The following is a 15,405-nucleotide window of genomic DNA, read 5'->3' as shown; positions in this document are numbered from 1 at the left end:
TTTGAATGTCTAAAGTATATTATAAAACAGCAGATGAAATTGAGCAAGTGCGAGAGTCAGCAAATGTACTCTCGCAGTTACTTGCTGAAATTGCAGGATTAGTAAAACCGGGCATCACGACCTTATCCCTAGATAAGTTTGCCTTTGATTTTATTAAAGATCATAAAGGGACTCCAGCTTTCTTGAACTATCAAGGCTTTCCTTATTCATTGTGTATTTCTGTGAACGACCAGGTCGTGCACGGATTTCCGAGTGACTATGTTCTGAAAGATGGGGATATCGTAACGGTTGACGGTGGGGTGAATTTGAATGGTTTTATCAGTGATTCTGCTTATACTTTTGCTGTAGGAGAGATTTCTGAGGAGGCGAAACAATTGTTAGAAGTAACAAAAGGTTCGTTGCAAGCGGGGATCGATCAAGCAATCGCAGGGAAACGTGTCGGCGATATTTCAGCTGCCGTTCAGGAATATGTAACACCATATCGCTATGGGATTGTTCGTGAATTGGTAGGACATGGTGTTGGTTTTCATTTGCACGAAAAACCTGAGGTTCCGAATTACGGGAAACGTGGTTCAGGTCCGAAGTTGGAAGAAGGATTGGTAATCTGTATCGAACCGATGATCAATGCCGGTAAGGCGGGGGTCAAGTTCTGGGATGATGGTTGGACAGTGAGTACAGTTGATGGAAAGCTTTCTGCACACTTTGAACAGATGGTGGCGATCAGAAAAGGTAGTCCGGACGTGCTTTTGAATTTTGACGCGATAGAGAAAGTTTTAAATAAAAAGTAGTTGGTATTCAATTATTTTATTTATCTTTGCACTCCTGTTTGCGGGTATATCATCATTTAAAATAATAGATTATATGGCTAAACAAGCCTCGATTGAGCAAGACGGCATAATCAAAGAAGCGCTTTCTAACGCGATGTTTCGCGTAGAATTAGAGAATGGGCATGAAATCATTGCACATATCTCTGGAAAAATGCGCATGCATTATATTAAAATATTACCAGGTGACAAAGTGAAGTTAGAGATGTCACCATACGACTTAACAAAAGGAAGAATTACATACCGCTATAAGTAAACGTAAGTTTCTTCAATAAAATAGCTTTTAAAAATTTACTGTAATGAAAGTTAGAGCATCAATAAAAAAACGTAGTGCGGATTGTAAGATTATCCGTCGTAAAGGAAAAGTATTTGTAATCAATAAAAAGAACCCTAAGTTCAAACAACGTCAGGGTTAATTTTAACATAATCGCTTAAAATATTATATGGCAAGGATCTCAGGTATAGATTTACCTAAAAACAAAAGAGGCATCATTGGCCTTACCTATATTTTCGGTATTGGTCGTTCTACTGCTGCTTATATCCTAGAGAAAGCAGGCATCAGTCAAGATGTAAAGGTTCAAGAATGGAATGATGATCAATTAGCAGCTATCCGTACAATCATCAATGATGAGATTAAGGTAGAAGGCGCTTTACGTTCAGAGGTTCAGTTGAACATTAAACGTTTAATGGATATTGGTTGTTACCGTGGATTACGCCACCGTAAACACCTTCCAGTTCGTGGACAACGTACTAAGAATAACTCTCGTACCAGAAAAGGTAAACGTAAGACAGTTGCAAACAAGAAAAAAGCTACTAAATAATAAGTAAGAAATGGCTAAAAGTAAAAAAGTTACTAAAAAACGTATCGTAGTTATCGAGCCTGTAGGACAAGCTCATATCAACGCTACTTTTAACAACATCATCGTAACTTTGACTAACAATCAAGGTCAAACAATTTCATGGTCATCAGCTGGTAAAATGGGCTTTAAAGGTTCTAAAAAGAACACTCCATACGCTGCATCACAAGCTGCATCAGACTGTGGTAAAGTTGCACATGATTTAGGATTGCGTAAAGTTGAAGTTTTCGTAAAAGGTCCGGGCGCTGGACGTGAGTCAGCTATCCGTTCATTGCAAGGTATTGGTATCGACGTAACCACGATCAAGGATATTACTCCACTTCCTCACAACGGTTGTCGTCCTCCAAAACGCAGAAGAGTTTAATAACAGATTTGTTTAAGATAAGATTCGTCAGCTATAGGCTGATTGATACTTCAAACAGAATAAGAAATGGCAAGATATACAGGACCTAAGTCCAAAATAGCTCGTAAATTTAGAGAGCCAATTTTCGGCCCAGATAAGGCATTAGAAAAAAAGAATTATCCTCCAGGTCAGCACGGACCATCAAAAAGAAGAGGTAAACAATCTGAATACGCTATTCAGTTGTTAGAAAAGCAAAAAGCAAAATACACTTACGGTGTATTAGAGCGTCAATTCGCTAACCTATTTGCTAAGGCAGCAGCAAAACAAGGTGTTACAGGTGAGAACTTCTTGAAATTATTAGAAGCACGTTTAGATAACATCGTTTACCGTTTAGGAATCGCTCCTACACGTTCATCTGCTCGTCAATTAGTTTCGCACAAGCACATTACTGTTAACGGTCAAGTAGTTAACATTCCATCATACGGTATCCGTCCAGGTGATGTTATTGCAGTTCGCGAGCGTTCTCAATCATTAGAGGCAATCGTAAACTCAGTAGCTGGAAGAAAAATCAACAAATTCAGCTGGTTGGATTGGGATGCAGACAAACTTACAGGAACATTCGTTAATTTCCCTGAAAGAGCTGATATTCCAGAAAACATTAAAGAGAACTTAATTGTAGAGTTATACTCTAAATAATAATTAATAACAACATGCATTGTCATAGATGCATGTTGTTGTTTTCATAAATAGTAAATAAACTTAAAAGAACATAAATGGCAATTTTAGCATTTCAAAGACCGGATAAAGTTATCATGCAGAAATCAACTGATTTTGATGGTACCTTTGAATTTCGTCCACTAGAGCCAGGTTTTGGAGTTACTATTGGTAATGCTTTACGCCGTATTTTATTGTCCTCTTTAGAAGGATATGCAATTACGTCGGTAAGATTTTCAGGCGTGTCGCACGAATTCTCTACGATTAAAGGCGTAGTAGAAGACGTTACAGAGATCATCTTGAACTTGAAACAAGTACGTTTCCAGAAATCAGGTGAGCAAGGCGATAACGAGAAGATCTTTGTGGTTATCAATGGTCAAGATCAATTTACAGCTGGTGATATTACGAAGTTTTCCAATAATTTTACTGTATTGAATCCTGATTTGGTCATCTGTAACATGGATAGTTCAGTAACTGTAGAAGTTGAATTGTCAGTTGCAAAAGGCCGCGGATACGTTAATGCAGAGGAAAATAAAGTGGTTGATGGTCCTGTTGGAGTAATTGCGATTGACTCAATCTACACTCCAATTAAGAATGTAAAATATACCATTGAGAACTACCGTGTAGAGCAAAAGACTGACTACGAGAAATTGTTGTTAGATATCTCTACTGATGGTTCTATTCATCCAGAAGATGCTTTGAAAGAAGCAGCTAAAATCTTGATCCAACACTTTATGTTGTTCTCTGACGAAAACATGTTGTTAGAGTCACAAACTAAAGAAGAAACTAAAGTAGTTGACGAGGAAATCTTACACATGCGTAAGATCTTGAAAACAGAATTAGTAGACTTAGACCTTTCAGTTCGTGCATTGAACTGTTTGAAAGCTGCTGATATCCGCACTTTAGCTGAATTGGTTACATATGATGTAGCTGATATGTTGAAATTCCGCAACTTTGGTAAAAAATCATTGAGCGAAATTCAAGAGTTAGTTAAATCAAAAGGTTTATCATTTGGTATGAACCTGTCTAAATACAAATTGGACGAAGAATAATAATTAAATAATATAAGCGACCTGCTGCGTAATTCCTCCGGAGTATTTGGACCACGGTCTATAGAAAAAGAACGGTACGCACAAAATCAAAACTAAAATGAGACACGGAAAAAAAGTAAATCACTTAGGCCGCACTGACAGTCACCGTAAGGCGATGTTAGCTAACATGGCGACTTCATTGATCAAACACAAACGTATTACTACGACTTTAGCAAAAGCAAAAGCGTTACGTACTTATGTGGAGCCTTTGATTACAAAATCTAAAAACGACACTACACACTCACGTCGTACGGTATTCGCTTACTTGAAAGACAAAGATGCAGTTTCTATCTTGTTCCGCGAGATTTCAGAAAAAGTGGCATCACGTCCAGGAGGTTACACTCGTATCATTAAATTAGAGAACCGTTTGGGTGACAACGCAGAAATGGCATTTATCGAATTAGTTGATTACAACGAAATTTACGGTAAAACTGTTCAAACTGAGAAAAAATCTACTCGACGTCGTGGTTCTGCTAAAAAGAAAGCTACTCCAACAACTGAATCAAAAGAGGCAAAAGCTACTAAAGCTGGCGATGATTTAACCATTGTTGAAGGTATCGGTCCTAAGATTGCAGAAGTATTAGCAGCTGCTGGTATTGCAACTTACGCTGAATTAGCTAAAACTGATGCTGAGAAAGTTAAAGAAATCTTAACTGAAGCTGGTTCTAACTTTAACACTGCAGATCCTACTACTTGGGCTGAACAAGCACAATTAGCTGCAGATGGAAAATTTGAAGAATTAGAAAAACTTAAAGCCGAATTAGACGGCGGAAAAAAAGTTGATGAATAATCTTTAAACGAATCATAGAAAAGTCCTCTTATCCAAGAGGACTTTTTTATTTTATACGCTTTTATAGTAAGTTCAGCTATTTAATTATTTGTACATTTGAAAAACTAAACTTTAGCATATTTATTTCATTTCATGGAACTATTTAACGTTTATCCTGTTAACCCTATCAACATCGTAAAAGCGCAAGGCTCTACTGTTTGGGATGAACAAGGAACTGAATATTTGGATCTATATGGAGCTCATGCTGTTATCTCCATTGGCCATACCCATCCACATTATGTGAAAAGTATCACGGATCAGTTGAATAAAATTGGGTTCTATTCCAATTCAATCATGATCCCTATTCAACAACAATTAGCGAAACAATTAGGTGAAGTTTCGGGTAAGACCGACTATACCTTGTTTCTTTGTAATTCTGGTGCTGAGGCCAATGAAAATGCCTTGAAATTAGCATCATTTCACACCGGACGAAAAAAGGTAATCGCCTTTTCAAAATCCTTCCATGGACGTACGTCTTTAGCCGTAGCTGCTACAGATAATCCAGCTATCGTTGCTCCTGTAAATGAAACTGATAATGTAATATTCCTTCCTTTCAATGATGAAGAAGCACTTGAAAAGGCTTTCAAGGAAAATGGCGAAGAGATAGCTGCCGTAATCATCGAGGGAATTCAAGGAGTAGGAGGTATCCGTGAAGCATCGGTGCCTTTCTTGAAGCTGATACGCAGTCTGTGTGACCAATATGGATCCGTATTTATCGCGGATTCCGTTCAATGTGGATATGGAAGGACTGGAACCTTCTTCTCGCATGACTATGCCGGAATAGATGCAGATATCTATTCGATGGCTAAAGGAATGGGCAATGGGTTTCCAATCGGAGGGATTGCTATATCTCCAAAATTCAAGGCTTCTTATGGCATGTTAGGTACGACCTTCGGTGGTAACCATTTGGCATGTGCAGCAGCTGTTTCTGTATTGGATATCATCAAGCAAGATAACCTGATGGAAAATGCAGCAAAAGTAGGCAGTTATCTGATCGAAGAACTTAAGAAGTTTGATCAGGTATTGGAAGTGAGAGGTAGAGGCTTAATGATTGGGATTGAACTACCAACTGAATTGGCACATGTGAAGAAGGATTTGTTGTCAAAAAACAAGATTTTTACGGGTGAGGCGAAACCTAATGTGATTCGTCTGTTGCCTGCACTAAATATTACCAATAAGATTGCTGATCAATTTTTAACTGCTTTTGAAGAGAGATTAAAGGCATAAAAAATCAAAATAGATTAAATGAAGAAGTTTTTTTCCGTAGCAGACGTAGATAATCTGAAAGACATCGTTACAGAGGCTTTAGAAATTAAGGCTAGCCCTTATTCCAATGAAACCCTGGGGAAGCATAAAATGCTGGGTTTGGTATTTCTTAATCCAAGTTTGAGAACACGGTTGAGTACGCAAAAGGCAGGGATGAACCTTGGCATGAACGTCATGGTGATGAACATGGATAAGGATGGCTGGGCATTGGAAACGCGCGATGGCGTGATCATGAATGGAACAACAGTGGAACATATCCGTGAAGCTGCGGCTGTAATGGGAGAGTATTGTGATATTCTTGGTCTGCGTTCATTTCCTACATTGAAAGATAAGGAAGCGGATTATTCGGAAGACCTATTCAATAAATTTATCAAATATTGCGGCGTGCCTGTAGTTTCCTTGGAAAGTGCAACGAGGCATCCATTGCAAAGTTTGACAGATTTGATCACGATTACGGAATATAAAAAAACAGATAAACCAAAGGTTGTATTGGCTTGGGCACCGCATGTGAAGGCATTACCTCAAGCTGTTCCCAATTCTTTTTCAGAATGGATGTGCCGTGCTCAGGAAGAAGGTTTGGTAGATTTTACCATTGCTCATCCTGCAGGCTATGAACTTTCCGAGGACTTTACTCCTGGTGCCAATATCTCGACGAACCTGGATGAGGCCTTGGAAGGAGCAGACTTTGTTTATGTGAAGAACTGGTCTTCATTTAAGGAGTATGGAGAGGTTTATCCGGTCAATGAGAATTGGCTTTTGGACAATGAGAAATTGAAATTGACCAATGATGCAAAAGTGATGCATTGTTTGCCAGTGCGTAGGGACTTGGAGCTATCTTCTGAGATATTGGATGGTCCAAATTCATTGGTGATCAAGGAAGCCAGCAATAGGGTATGGGCTGCGCAGGTAGTATTGAAAAGAATGTTGGAAGATTTGAAGGGTTAAAATATAGGATGTCGGTATTAAATATTATCAAGATAGGTGGGAATGTCATTGACAACCCGGAACAATTAGAGGAATTTTTAGAGAAATTTTCTGCATTGCCAGGTCGAAAGATCCTGGTGCATGGAGGTGGAAAGATCGCCACGCGTATGGCATCAGATATGGGCATTGAAGCCAAAATGGTGGAAGGTAGACGTATTACTGATGCTGCCATGCTTGATGTCGTGACCATGGTCTACGCTGGCCTTACCAATAAAAACTTGGTTGCTTCCCTGCAAAAATACAATTGCAATGCCATAGGATTGTGCGGAGCAGATGCGAATGTGATCAAAGCGGTAAAAAGACCGGTTAAGGAAATCGATTATGGTTTTGTAGGTGATATCCTTGCTGATTCGATTGATTCATTGGCTATAAAAAAACTATTGGAGGCGGAGTTTATTCCTGTCTTTTCCGCTATTACCCACAACGGTAATGGACAATTATTGAATACCAATGCCGATACCATTGCATCTTCCTTGGCTGTTGCGCTATCCAAACTATATGAAGTTTCATTGATCTATTGTTTCGATAAAAATGGCGTATTGTTGGATGTTAATGATGAGCAATCGGTTATTGAGACCATTCGTTCGGTTGATTTTGAACGATTGAAAGATAGCAAGACCATTCATGATGGAATGATCCCTAAACTATACAATGCATTTGAAGCGATTTCCAAGGGTGTCAGTAATGTCTATATCGGACATGCCAATAACTTGCACCTCTTCCAGCAACGGAAGTTTGGAACCTGCTTGATTGCCTAAACTTAAATATAATGAATAAGATAACAATTATTGGAGGCGGGAATATAGGGTTGTCATTGGCCAAAGGGCTGGTGAAATCTAAATATTGCAAAGCTAATGAGATTACCATCACCAGGCGCAATCTGGCGTCCTTGGCTGTGGAACAGGAAGAAGGTTTTACGGTGAGCGATTCAAATCCTGAAGCGATTCAAGGGTCTGAATTTATTGTATTGGCCATTCTCCCCCAGCAGATCAGAAAGGTGATGGATGAATTGGCTCCTGTACTGACTCCCGCTCAGACCATTATATCGGTGGTATCTGGTGTAACTTGCCAGGATATCAAGGATGTATTGGGCCAAGATAAGGTTGTTATCCGTGCAATGCCGAATACGGCTATTGCGATAGGGCAGTCCATGACATGTATTGCCACTGACAGTGCTCCTGAGGACAAAATCCAGGATGTATCGGTGATCTTTGAATCGGTAGGTTCTGTGGTGGTCATCAATGAGGACTTAATGACTTCCGCGACGGCACTATGTGCTTGCGGAATCGCATTTTTCCTGAGAAGTATCAGGGCAGCTTCACAAGGTGGTGTTGAGATCGGTTTCCATGCTCACGACGCCTTAAAAATGGCCATTCAAACGGCCAAAGGTGCTGCCGACCTGTTGCTGCAGATGGAAAGCCATCCGGAAAGTGAAATCGATAAGGTGACTTCTCCAAAAGGCTGTACCATTGCAGGATTGAACGAAATGGAACACAACGGTTTCAGTTCTGCTTTCATTAAAGGAATAAAATTGTCTGCTAAAAAAGCTGGAGGCCTATACAATGATTGATATTGCCCAACTGATTGAAGACAGTACCTCACTCTTGAAAGGATTGATTGAAACCCAGTCATTCAGTAGGGAAGAGGATCAGACTGCTCAATTGCTTGTGGAGTATTTTCAGCAGCATGGCATAGCTACTGAAAGGATAGGGAACAATGTGGTCGCCTATAACCGTTTTGAAGATCCTTCAAAACCTTATGTCCTGTTGAATTCGCATCATGATACCGTTAAACCCAACCCTGGCTATAGCAAAGATCCATTTAAGGCTATCGTTGAGGATGGGAAGCTGTACGGCTTAGGGAGCAATGATGCCGGTGGGTGTTTGGTTTCCTTGATTGCTGCATTCCGTTATTTTTATTACCGTGATGATTTACCGTTTAACCTTTGTTTGGTAGCTTCCTCTGAAGAGGAGGTTTCTGGTAAAGGAGGCTTAGAAGAAGCCTATAAACACATCAAACCTTGTGAGTTTGCCATTATTGGTGAACCCACCCTGTTGAATTTGGCAGTGGCGGAAAAAGGATTGATGGTTTTGGACTGTGAAGCGGCAGGTAAATCTGGTCATGCCGCACGGGAAGAGGGTGAAAACGCGATTTATAATGCGATTGAAGACATCAATTGGTTCCAGAATTATCAATTCCCAAAACAGTCGGAGTTTTTAGGGCCGGTAAAGATGAGTGTCACCATGATAGAAGCGGGGTCACAACATAATGTGGTGCCGGCTAGCTGTAAATTTGTGGTGGATGTAAGGACTACCGATGTGTACAGTAACCTGGAGGTCTTGGAAATGATCAGACAACATGTGAAGTCTTCGGTAGAGCCACGTTCTACGCGCCTGAATCCTTCTTCGATTTCAATTGAACATCCAATCGTTCAATCCGGGAAATCTTTGGGGAAAGAATTATATGGCAGTCCGACGATGAGTGATCAGGCCATATTGAAAATTCCGTCCATCAAAACGGGACCTGGAGATTCGGCGAGGTCACATACTGCGGATGAATTTATTTATTTGCAAGAAATAAATGATGGGGTCCGGTACTATATCGACCTTCTGAAAGGGATATTATAAGAATTTCAATAAAAAAAGCGGGCCTTGGCCCGCTTTTTTTATCTCTAGATGGTAGTTCTAAGATAAAAATCTCCTTTTTATACAGTTCTTATAAGGTGATTTGTCTTTTGATGCTCTCTTCTAAGGAAATAATGGTCTCTGTACGTTGAATTCCTTTCAATCCTTGGATGTCTTCATTCAAAACTTTGCGTAAATGTGATGTGTCCTTACAGATGATCTTAGCAAACATACTATATTGACCAGTACAGTAATGTAATTCCACCACTTCTTTCACTTGTTTCAACTGTTCAACAGCATCCGAATACTGAGAACCCTTCTCTAAATAGATTCCTAAGAAGGCAGTAATGTCAAATCCAACCTTTTGAGGGTTGATAATTAAGTTAGAACCTCTGATTATTCCCAATTCTTCCATTTTTTTCATGCGAACATGGATGGTTCCGCCAGAAACTATTAGTTTTTTAGCGATTTCTGTATATGGAATTGAGGCATCTTCCATTAAAATGGATAAAATTTGAACATCTAGGTTGTCTAAATCGTAATTTGAATAGTTTTTTTCCATAAAAATGGTATTTGTGTGTTAATTTGTAATAAGGTTTTTAAAAATATCTAAAAAAATCAAATAAATTTCTATTTAATTATTGAAAAAATTAAATTTGTCATAACAAACGAGGTAAAAAACACTAAAGTTTGTAATTACTTCCCTCAAAATAACATAGGTTTATAATTGGTTAGCGTTGAAGCTCCTCGCCCGGGGAGCTTCTTCCATTTATAAGCCTTTCAAATAAATTTTTCAATTTTCTGATTTTTTCAAAAATAATAACAATTATTGTTATATTAATGTTCGAATGATAAAATTACGTCATTTTTTTTAGCATTTTTTCATTGATGTATACAACAACTATTTTTCGTACTTTAGTTTCAGTCACAAATGCTTGTTATGAAAGAAGATGATGTAAAGATTTCGAGGAAAAAGCCAATTTTTCCAGTGGGTACGGGTTTGTTGAAATATCTAAAAGCTTATCAGCGGGATGGTAAATTGCCCATGACCTATTCCGATCTTTTGAATTTCCAAGAAACCATTCCTTCCCTGGACAAGTTTGGCAATGATACGTTGTGGGAAATCCCTTTATATCCGCCCCATATACAAGATACCCTATATGACCAGCTCAAGATCGTATATGCGCAATTGAAGGCTTCCGGTAATACCAGGATTGTGCAGCATAAAGTCATCGAAAAGATTGAATTCTGTGCTTTTGGTAATACCCATCCCTTCCGAATCAAAATTGTCAATAGACTGAATGATGTCTATGATTATTTCTATATCAAGCAAGCTGATGCCTCCAGGATCTATGGGTTGGAGCTGGAAGAGATTGTATCTCCAAACCAAGTCAATTATCTCTATGATCGCGATACCTTGGTGGAAGAACATATTGTGGGGATTCCTGGGGATACATTTGCCAAGACCAAGATGGACGCTCCGGATTATAACCAGACGAGAATAGCGAAGGAGTTTGTCAAGTTTAATGAACGTTGTGTGATCTCAATGTTAGGGGACATGCGGGCCTATAATTTCGTGATGCAGATCACTCCGGATTTTGATGATTTCCAATTTAGGATCCGTGCGATTGATTTTGACCAGCAATTCTATGAAGGGAACATCAAGGTGTATCTTCCGCAATTCTTCAAGGAAAACTTACCTTATGTCAAATTGTCCATGGACCATTTGAATGAGAAGACGGTCCTGCAGTATCAGCAAGAAGAAAGATCTTCCATTGTACATCGGGTTCGAAGCGAAAGGCATCGTATCAAGGACCTCCGTGATGCCTCCAGTACACAGCAACTCTCAACAAAAGAGAATATTGAGAAACTGAAAGAAGGCTATGCAAGGTACTATGAGAATGAAAATTACTTCAAATGCAAGAGTATGACCGATATTATTGAACTCAACGTCAAGAATGTCATACGGCAGGTCCAGCTTTAGCGGATTCGTTTTTGGTTATCCTTTACGAAAGCTTCCCAACCCGAATAGTTTTTTCCACCTGTGGATTGATTTTGTTGAAAGGCATGACATACCGCAACAGCAAGACCATCGGTAGCATCAAGGAACTCTGGAGTTTCCTTGAAGCTAAGTAGCGTCTGTAACATGGCCGCCACTTGTTCCTTACTCGCATTTCCGTTGCCTGTAACGGATTGTTTTATTTTTCGGGGGGAATATTCAAAGATTGGGATATCGGCGTTCAGGGCAGCTGCCATCGTTACTCCTTGGGCACGACCCAGCTTTAGCATGACTTGGATGTTCTTTCCGTAGAAGGGTGCCTCTAAAGCTACACAGTCTGGTTTGTATTCTGCGATCAATGCGCTAGTCTTTTTGAAGATGCGTTGGAGCTTGAGGCCATGGTCATCCAGATGCCCCATTTTTATGACACCAAGCGTGATCAAGGATATTTTTTTATTCACCTCCTTCAATATTCCATAACCCAGAACTACCGTTCCAGGGTCAATTCCCAAAATAATCCTCTCTTTAGCCGGTTCTTTTTGCATATGCAATAATACGATTTTCTAAACATTGCTTTCTAAAAACGGTTATTAATTAAAAAATTATTAAAATTGTGCTTTCTTAGACAAAATTGACGAAGACACAGCGAAAATATCTCAATCTATTGATTAAAGTAGCCATTGTTGCGTTGGCGATGTGGTTTGTTGTCAGCAAGGTAAATAATCAAAAGAACTTGAAGGAGTTTGAACACCTTATCCATCAGATCGACCCTCTTACGATCCGATTGGTATTGCTGGTCGTTGTGCTCTTAATGTTTTTCAATTGGTTTCTTGAAGTTAAAAAGTGGCAATATCTAAGTCAAAGGATAGAGAAGTTAGGGCTTTGGAAGGCTATTAAATCAGTTTTTTGTGGACTTACCTGGGCAATATTCACTCCTAATCGGATTGGTGAATACGGTGGACGGGTGATGTTGTTGAAGCCCGAGAACAGAGCTACCGGCGCTGTTGCGATGGGAGTAGGATTATTTGCTCAATTGGTATTGACTTCGGTTTTTGGTTCTTTGAGCATCGCTTGGTTCGTGACGACCTTTTTGGAAACTCCTGCCTCAGTGGATTTTGGGGTTTGGTTAATAGCCATAATCTATGCATTGGCCTTTTTGATCTTGTATTTCAATGTCTCTTGGGTGGATTATCTGGTAGGGAAAGTAAAGTTTTTGCGGAAGATCAAGCCGTTCTTCTCGGTCCTGGAAGATTTTACCGTTAAAGAATTGGCCTATGTGCTCCTGCTATCTGCTTTTCGCTTTGCCATTTTTACTTCGCAATATATAATTTTGATGTTGGTCATTTTGCCAGAGTTGCCGTTGGTTTCCATGGTATTAATGATCTTTATTATGTTTTTTATTCAATCTGCCGTTCCTTCCTTAGATATTTTTGACTTTAGTGTTCGTAGTTTTGTAGCCAGCAATTTGTATGCGTATATTACGACCCAAGAAATTGCAGTGATGGCCATTGTTTCATGTGTTTGGTTTGTTAACCTCATTTTTCCGGCAATCATAGGGTCGTTTTTTGTATTTAACGTGAATTATATCAGTGATAATAAATCTTAGTTTTTTCCTATTTATTATGACCATTATCTATGTGGTATTGGTCCTTTATATGCGCAATGGCTGGATGAAACTGCCAATGTTTCATCTAACATCCATTATGCCCCTTTCAAAAGTGACAGTAATTATCGCTGCCCGGAACGAAGAGTCAAACATTGGCAATACGCTGGATTGTATTGTCAGTCAGGAATACCCTAAAGATTTACTGGAAGTGATCGTGGTTGATGACCATTCTACGGATAGGACAGGAGAGATCGTCACCCGTTATGCGGACCGCGGGGTAAAGCTAATCACCCTAAATGAAGGAAATAAACTCAATTCTTATAAGAAGTTTGCCATAAACAAGGCTATTCACGCTTCTTCTGGTGATATAATCATTACTACCGATGCAGACTGTAGAATGGGCTCCAAATGGATATTGAGCATAGTTCAATATATGGAAAGCCAAGATAAACTGATGGTTTCCTCTCCAGTGTGTTACGATCAGGAACAATCTTATTTCGAACGCTTGCAGACCTTGGAATTCCTTTATCTTATTGGTTTAGGGGCAGCGGGAATAGGCAACGGAAATCCAACGACCTGTAATGGTGCCAACCTTGCTTATAGAAAGACATTGTTCTTTGAGATGGGTGGATTTAATGGTATTGATGAATTGGCTTCTGGCGACGATGAGCTATTACTGCATAAGGTTGCGGAAAAACATGCCGACAGGATCGGTTTCTGTAAATCTAGAGAAGCAATAGTTTACACCGATGCCAAAGAAAACCTAAAATCATTCTTAAGCCAAAGAAAGCGTTGGGCTTCAAAAAGTACCAAATATAAGGACAAGAAGGTAGTTGTATTGGGCGTGTGTATCTGGCTCTTCAATCTTTCTTTTTTGCTGAGCTTGATCTTTCTGTTGTTTGGTATTTACGATGCTAGTGAACTGGTATTAACCTCCCTGATGATGAAGATGTTGGTGGAACTGGCTTTTCTTTATCCCATCCTTAGCTTCGTGAACCGAAAGGAGCTGCTTTGGAACCTACCATTGCTAACTGTAGTCCATTCGCTCTATTTTGTCTATATCGGCGTGGTGGGAAATATAGGTAAGTACGATTGGAAAGGCAGAACCGTCAAATAGTTCTACAGATTTTCTTCCTTCACCTTGGCGCGGATCAAATCTTCGGCTTTCTTCACAATCTCCTCTGGATTTAATCCCGTGGTATCAATGGGATCCAAAACCTCCCAAGACATGTGGGTGAAAGGCCTAAGTGGAAATGCTCCCCATTCTACCATTTTATAGGATCCATTAATTGCAATTGGAACAACGAGTGCTTCTGGGTTTTTCTTCATCAAAGTCGCAATTCCACCTACAGAGAAGGACTTCATCTTTCCGGTTTTAGTCCTTGTCCCTTCAGGAAAAATAAATGCAGACCAATTATTCTTTTTCATGTTATTGGCTAGGGTCAAGATCTCTGCAATTGACTGTTTTGGATCTTTTCGGTCAATATTGGCCGCTCCCCCATGTTTTAGGTTAAAAGAGATACTTGGAATATTGGCGGTCATCAATTCAATCTTAGAGATGAACTTACCATGGAATCTTCTCAAAAAGTAAATCAAAGGTGGGATATCGTAGGTACTTTGGTGATTGGCAATGAAGATAATGGGTTTGCCAACTGGGATGTTTTTATTGTCGATAAACTGTGTCCTGTTGAATAGGGTATAGTTACATGCTACCAGAAAGCCATTTAGGATATCAACACTTTTCTTATGGGCGGCATAGCCCCCTAGTTTCAAGCATAACCATTGAATGGGATGGAATATCAATAATGATAATGCAAAACAAATATAAAATATCGGAGTAAGGATAAATCCTAATAACTTTCTCATCTGTAAACTAAAATTGAGCAAATATACGAATTAGTATATTTTATCCCTTTCTTCAATTCTTAAATTGTAAATGTTAAACAAAGTTTAAATATTATTGAATATTTGTTTAACTTTATTTAAGTAAATCTATAATATATGAAGTTTCCTATTCAATGTCCGGCATGCGATAATGAAATGTCTGTGGTAAAATTGCACTGTAGCAACTGCGAAACAGAGGTGGCTGGAAGATTTAATTTTCCTTTATTGATGCGTTTGGAACCTGAGGAACAGGACTTCATTATTGAGTTTCTATTAAACTCTGGAAGTCTCAAGGAAATGGCCAATAAATTAGGAAAGAGCTATCCAACCGTTAGGAATAAGCTTGATGAATTGATAGATAAAGTTAAAAACCTTCAGTAAGAT

20 protein-coding genes are annotated in these 15,405 nt (G+C 39.2%); 17 read left to right on the top strand and 3 right to left on the bottom strand.

The window, feature by feature from the left end; genetic code table 11:
- Positions 1-5 precede the first annotated feature (5 nt).
- The 13 genes from map to NLF99_RS16450 all read left to right on the top strand — a co-directional run bounded on the left by map (position 6) and on the right by NLF99_RS16450 (position 9,535).
- Positions 6-788 (top strand): type I methionyl aminopeptidase, encoded by a 783-nt coding sequence (map, locus tag NLF99_RS16515; RefSeq protein WP_185213312.1) that lies wholly within the window; start codon positions 6-8, stop codon positions 786-788.
- 73 nt (positions 789-861) lie between these two features.
- Positions 862-1,080 (top strand): translation initiation factor IF-1, encoded by a 219-nt coding sequence (infA, locus tag NLF99_RS16510; protein WP_021071231.1) that lies wholly within the window; start codon positions 862-864, stop codon positions 1,078-1,080.
- Positions 1,081-1,123: 43 nt separating this feature from the next.
- Positions 1,124-1,240 carry a type B 50S ribosomal protein L36 gene (gene ykgO / locus NLF99_RS16505; RefSeq protein ID WP_013665024.1) on the top strand — a complete coding sequence of 39 codons (117 nt, stop codon included), beginning with the start codon at positions 1,124-1,126 and terminating at the stop codon, positions 1,238-1,240.
- A 27-nt stretch (positions 1,241-1,267) separates the two neighbouring features.
- On the top strand, positions 1,268-1,645 hold the full coding sequence (rpsM, locus tag NLF99_RS16500; protein ID WP_094257893.1) for a 30S ribosomal protein S13: 378 nt from the start codon (positions 1,268-1,270) through the stop codon (positions 1,643-1,645).
- 10 nt (positions 1,646-1,655) lie between these two features.
- Complete coding sequence (rpsK, locus tag NLF99_RS16495; RefSeq protein ID WP_093100381.1) at positions 1,656-2,045, top strand: 30S ribosomal protein S11; 390 nt, start codon at positions 1,656-1,658, stop codon at positions 2,043-2,045.
- Between the two features lie 66 nt (positions 2,046-2,111).
- Positions 2,112-2,720 carry a 30S ribosomal protein S4 gene (gene rpsD / locus NLF99_RS16490; protein WP_254529627.1) on the top strand — a complete coding sequence of 203 codons (609 nt, stop codon included), beginning with the start codon at positions 2,112-2,114 and terminating at the stop codon, positions 2,718-2,720.
- 77 nt (positions 2,721-2,797) lie between these two features.
- Positions 2,798-3,790, top strand: a complete 993-nt coding sequence (locus NLF99_RS16485; RefSeq protein ID WP_185213313.1) for a DNA-directed RNA polymerase subunit alpha — start codon at positions 2,798-2,800, stop codon at positions 3,788-3,790.
- 97 nt (positions 3,791-3,887) lie between these two features.
- The gene (gene rplQ / locus NLF99_RS19750) at positions 3,888-4,619 is read left to right on the top strand and encodes a 50S ribosomal protein L17 (protein ID WP_185213314.1); all 732 of its coding nucleotides are present in this window, start codon (positions 3,888-3,890) and stop codon (positions 4,617-4,619) included.
- 132 nt (positions 4,620-4,751) lie between these two features.
- Positions 4,752-5,885, top strand: coding sequence for an aspartate aminotransferase family protein (locus tag NLF99_RS16470; protein ID WP_254529625.1), 1,134 nt, complete (start codon positions 4,752-4,754; stop codon positions 5,883-5,885).
- Between the two features lie 18 nt (positions 5,886-5,903).
- On the top strand, positions 5,904-6,869 hold the full coding sequence (locus NLF99_RS16465; protein WP_185213316.1) for an acetylornithine carbamoyltransferase: 966 nt from the start codon (positions 5,904-5,906) through the stop codon (positions 6,867-6,869).
- Positions 6,870-6,877: 8 nt separating this feature from the next.
- Complete coding sequence (gene argB, locus NLF99_RS16460; RefSeq protein ID WP_185213317.1) at positions 6,878-7,666, top strand: acetylglutamate kinase; 789 nt, start codon at positions 6,878-6,880, stop codon at positions 7,664-7,666.
- An 11-nt stretch (positions 7,667-7,677) separates the two neighbouring features.
- Positions 7,678-8,478, top strand: coding sequence for a pyrroline-5-carboxylate reductase (gene proC, locus NLF99_RS16455; protein ID WP_185213318.1), 801 nt, complete (start codon positions 7,678-7,680; stop codon positions 8,476-8,478).
- Positions 8,471-9,535: a M20 family metallo-hydrolase gene (locus NLF99_RS16450; RefSeq protein WP_254529623.1), complete on the top strand. Its 1,065-nt coding sequence runs from the start codon at positions 8,471-8,473 to the stop codon at positions 9,533-9,535. Before proC ends, NLF99_RS16450 begins: the two co-directional genes overlap by 8 nt.
- A gap of 88 nt (positions 9,536-9,623) precedes the next feature.
- Here NLF99_RS16450 and NLF99_RS16445 read toward each other — a convergent pair whose 3' ends face one another.
- Complete coding sequence (locus NLF99_RS16445) at positions 9,624-10,094, bottom strand: Lrp/AsnC ligand binding domain-containing protein (RefSeq protein WP_185213320.1); 471 nt, start codon at positions 10,092-10,094, stop codon at positions 9,624-9,626.
- 378 nt (positions 10,095-10,472) lie between these two features.
- Here NLF99_RS16445 and NLF99_RS16440 point away from each other — a divergent pair, with 378 nt between their 5' ends.
- Entirely contained in the window at positions 10,473-11,516 is a 1,044-nt protein-coding gene (locus tag NLF99_RS16440; protein WP_185217656.1) for a hypothetical protein, read from the top strand.
- On the opposite strand, the gene ruvC is transcribed toward NLF99_RS16440, so the two are convergent.
- Positions 11,513-12,076, bottom strand: a complete 564-nt coding sequence (gene ruvC, locus NLF99_RS16435) for a crossover junction endodeoxyribonuclease RuvC (protein ID WP_254529621.1) — start codon at positions 12,074-12,076, stop codon at positions 11,513-11,515. The genes NLF99_RS16440 and ruvC overlap by 4 nt on opposite strands.
- An 86-nt stretch (positions 12,077-12,162) precedes the next feature.
- Here ruvC and NLF99_RS16430 point away from each other — a divergent pair, with 86 nt between their 5' ends.
- Together NLF99_RS16430 and NLF99_RS16425 are read left to right on the top strand one after the other, a co-directional pair.
- Entirely contained in the window at positions 12,163-13,137 is a 975-nt protein-coding gene (locus NLF99_RS16430) for a lysylphosphatidylglycerol synthase domain-containing protein (RefSeq protein ID WP_185213323.1), read from the top strand.
- Positions 13,138-13,153: 16 nt separating this feature from the next.
- The gene (locus tag NLF99_RS16425) at positions 13,154-14,254 is read left to right on the top strand and encodes a glycosyltransferase (RefSeq protein ID WP_185213324.1); all 1,101 of its coding nucleotides are present in this window, start codon (positions 13,154-13,156) and stop codon (positions 14,252-14,254) included.
- A 2-nt stretch (positions 14,255-14,256) separates the two neighbouring features.
- On the opposite strand, the gene NLF99_RS16420 is transcribed toward NLF99_RS16425, so the two are convergent.
- The gene (locus NLF99_RS16420; protein ID WP_185213325.1) at positions 14,257-15,003 is read right to left on the bottom strand and encodes a 1-acyl-sn-glycerol-3-phosphate acyltransferase; all 747 of its coding nucleotides are present in this window, start codon (positions 15,001-15,003) and stop codon (positions 14,257-14,259) included.
- Between the two features lie 135 nt (positions 15,004-15,138).
- Between NLF99_RS16420 and NLF99_RS16415 the strand changes: the two genes are divergently transcribed.
- Positions 15,139-15,402, top strand: a complete 264-nt coding sequence (locus NLF99_RS16415; protein ID WP_185213326.1) for a DUF2089 family protein — start codon at positions 15,139-15,141, stop codon at positions 15,400-15,402.
- The last annotated feature ends 3 nt before the right edge of the window (positions 15,403-15,405 follow it).

This window comes from Sphingobacterium sp. LZ11T8, from assembly GCF_024261425.1.
In the GTDB taxonomy this organism is placed as follows: domain Bacteria; phylum Bacteroidota; class Bacteroidia; order Sphingobacteriales; family Sphingobacteriaceae; genus Sphingobacterium.
Note: the sequence above shows the minus strand (reverse complement) of the source record. Positions and strands in the feature narration are given on the sequence as shown.

Excerpts from the sequence above, each read along its gene's own strand:
- map (WP_185213312.1), top strand. The coding sequence starts at position 6 with ATGTCTAAAGTATATTATAAAACAGCAGATGAAATTGAGCAAGTGCGA.
- infA (WP_021071231.1), top strand. The coding sequence starts at position 862 with ATGGCTAAACAAGCCTCGATTGAGCAAGACGGCATAATCAAAGAAGCG.
- proC (WP_185213318.1), top strand. The coding sequence starts at position 7,678 with ATGAATAAGATAACAATTATTGGAGGCGGGAATATAGGGTTGTCATTG.
- NLF99_RS16465 (WP_185213316.1), top strand. The coding sequence starts at position 5,904 with ATGAAGAAGTTTTTTTCCGTAGCAGACGTAGATAATCTGAAAGACATC.
- NLF99_RS16485 (WP_185213313.1), top strand. The coding sequence starts at position 2,798 with ATGGCAATTTTAGCATTTCAAAGACCGGATAAAGTTATCATGCAGAAA.
- NLF99_RS16425 (WP_185213324.1), top strand. The coding sequence starts at position 13,154 with ATGACCATTATCTATGTGGTATTGGTCCTTTATATGCGCAATGGCTGG.
- ruvC (WP_254529621.1), bottom strand. The coding sequence starts at position 12,076 with ATGCAAAAAGAACCGGCTAAAGAGAGGATTATTTTGGGAATTGACCCT.
- rpsM (WP_094257893.1), top strand. The coding sequence starts at position 1,268 with ATGGCAAGGATCTCAGGTATAGATTTACCTAAAAACAAAAGAGGCATC.
- NLF99_RS16445 (WP_185213320.1), bottom strand. The coding sequence starts at position 10,094 with ATGGAAAAAAACTATTCAAATTACGATTTAGACAACCTAGATGTTCAA.
- NLF99_RS16415 (WP_185213326.1), top strand. The coding sequence starts at position 15,139 with ATGAAGTTTCCTATTCAATGTCCGGCATGCGATAATGAAATGTCTGTG.
- NLF99_RS16440 (WP_185217656.1), top strand. The coding sequence starts at position 10,473 with ATGAAAGAAGATGATGTAAAGATTTCGAGGAAAAAGCCAATTTTTCCA.
- ykgO (WP_013665024.1), top strand. The coding sequence starts at position 1,124 with ATGAAAGTTAGAGCATCAATAAAAAAACGTAGTGCGGATTGTAAGATT.
- rpsD (WP_254529627.1), top strand. The coding sequence starts at position 2,112 with ATGGCAAGATATACAGGACCTAAGTCCAAAATAGCTCGTAAATTTAGA.
- rplQ (WP_185213314.1), top strand. The coding sequence starts at position 3,888 with ATGAGACACGGAAAAAAAGTAAATCACTTAGGCCGCACTGACAGTCAC.
- NLF99_RS16420 (WP_185213325.1), bottom strand. The coding sequence starts at position 15,003 with ATGAGAAAGTTATTAGGATTTATCCTTACTCCGATATTTTATATTTGT.
- argB (WP_185213317.1), top strand. The coding sequence starts at position 6,878 with ATGTCGGTATTAAATATTATCAAGATAGGTGGGAATGTCATTGACAAC.
- NLF99_RS16450 (WP_254529623.1), top strand. The coding sequence starts at position 8,471 with ATGATTGATATTGCCCAACTGATTGAAGACAGTACCTCACTCTTGAAA.
- NLF99_RS16470 (WP_254529625.1), top strand. The coding sequence starts at position 4,752 with ATGGAACTATTTAACGTTTATCCTGTTAACCCTATCAACATCGTAAAA.
- rpsK (WP_093100381.1), top strand. The coding sequence starts at position 1,656 with ATGGCTAAAAGTAAAAAAGTTACTAAAAAACGTATCGTAGTTATCGAG.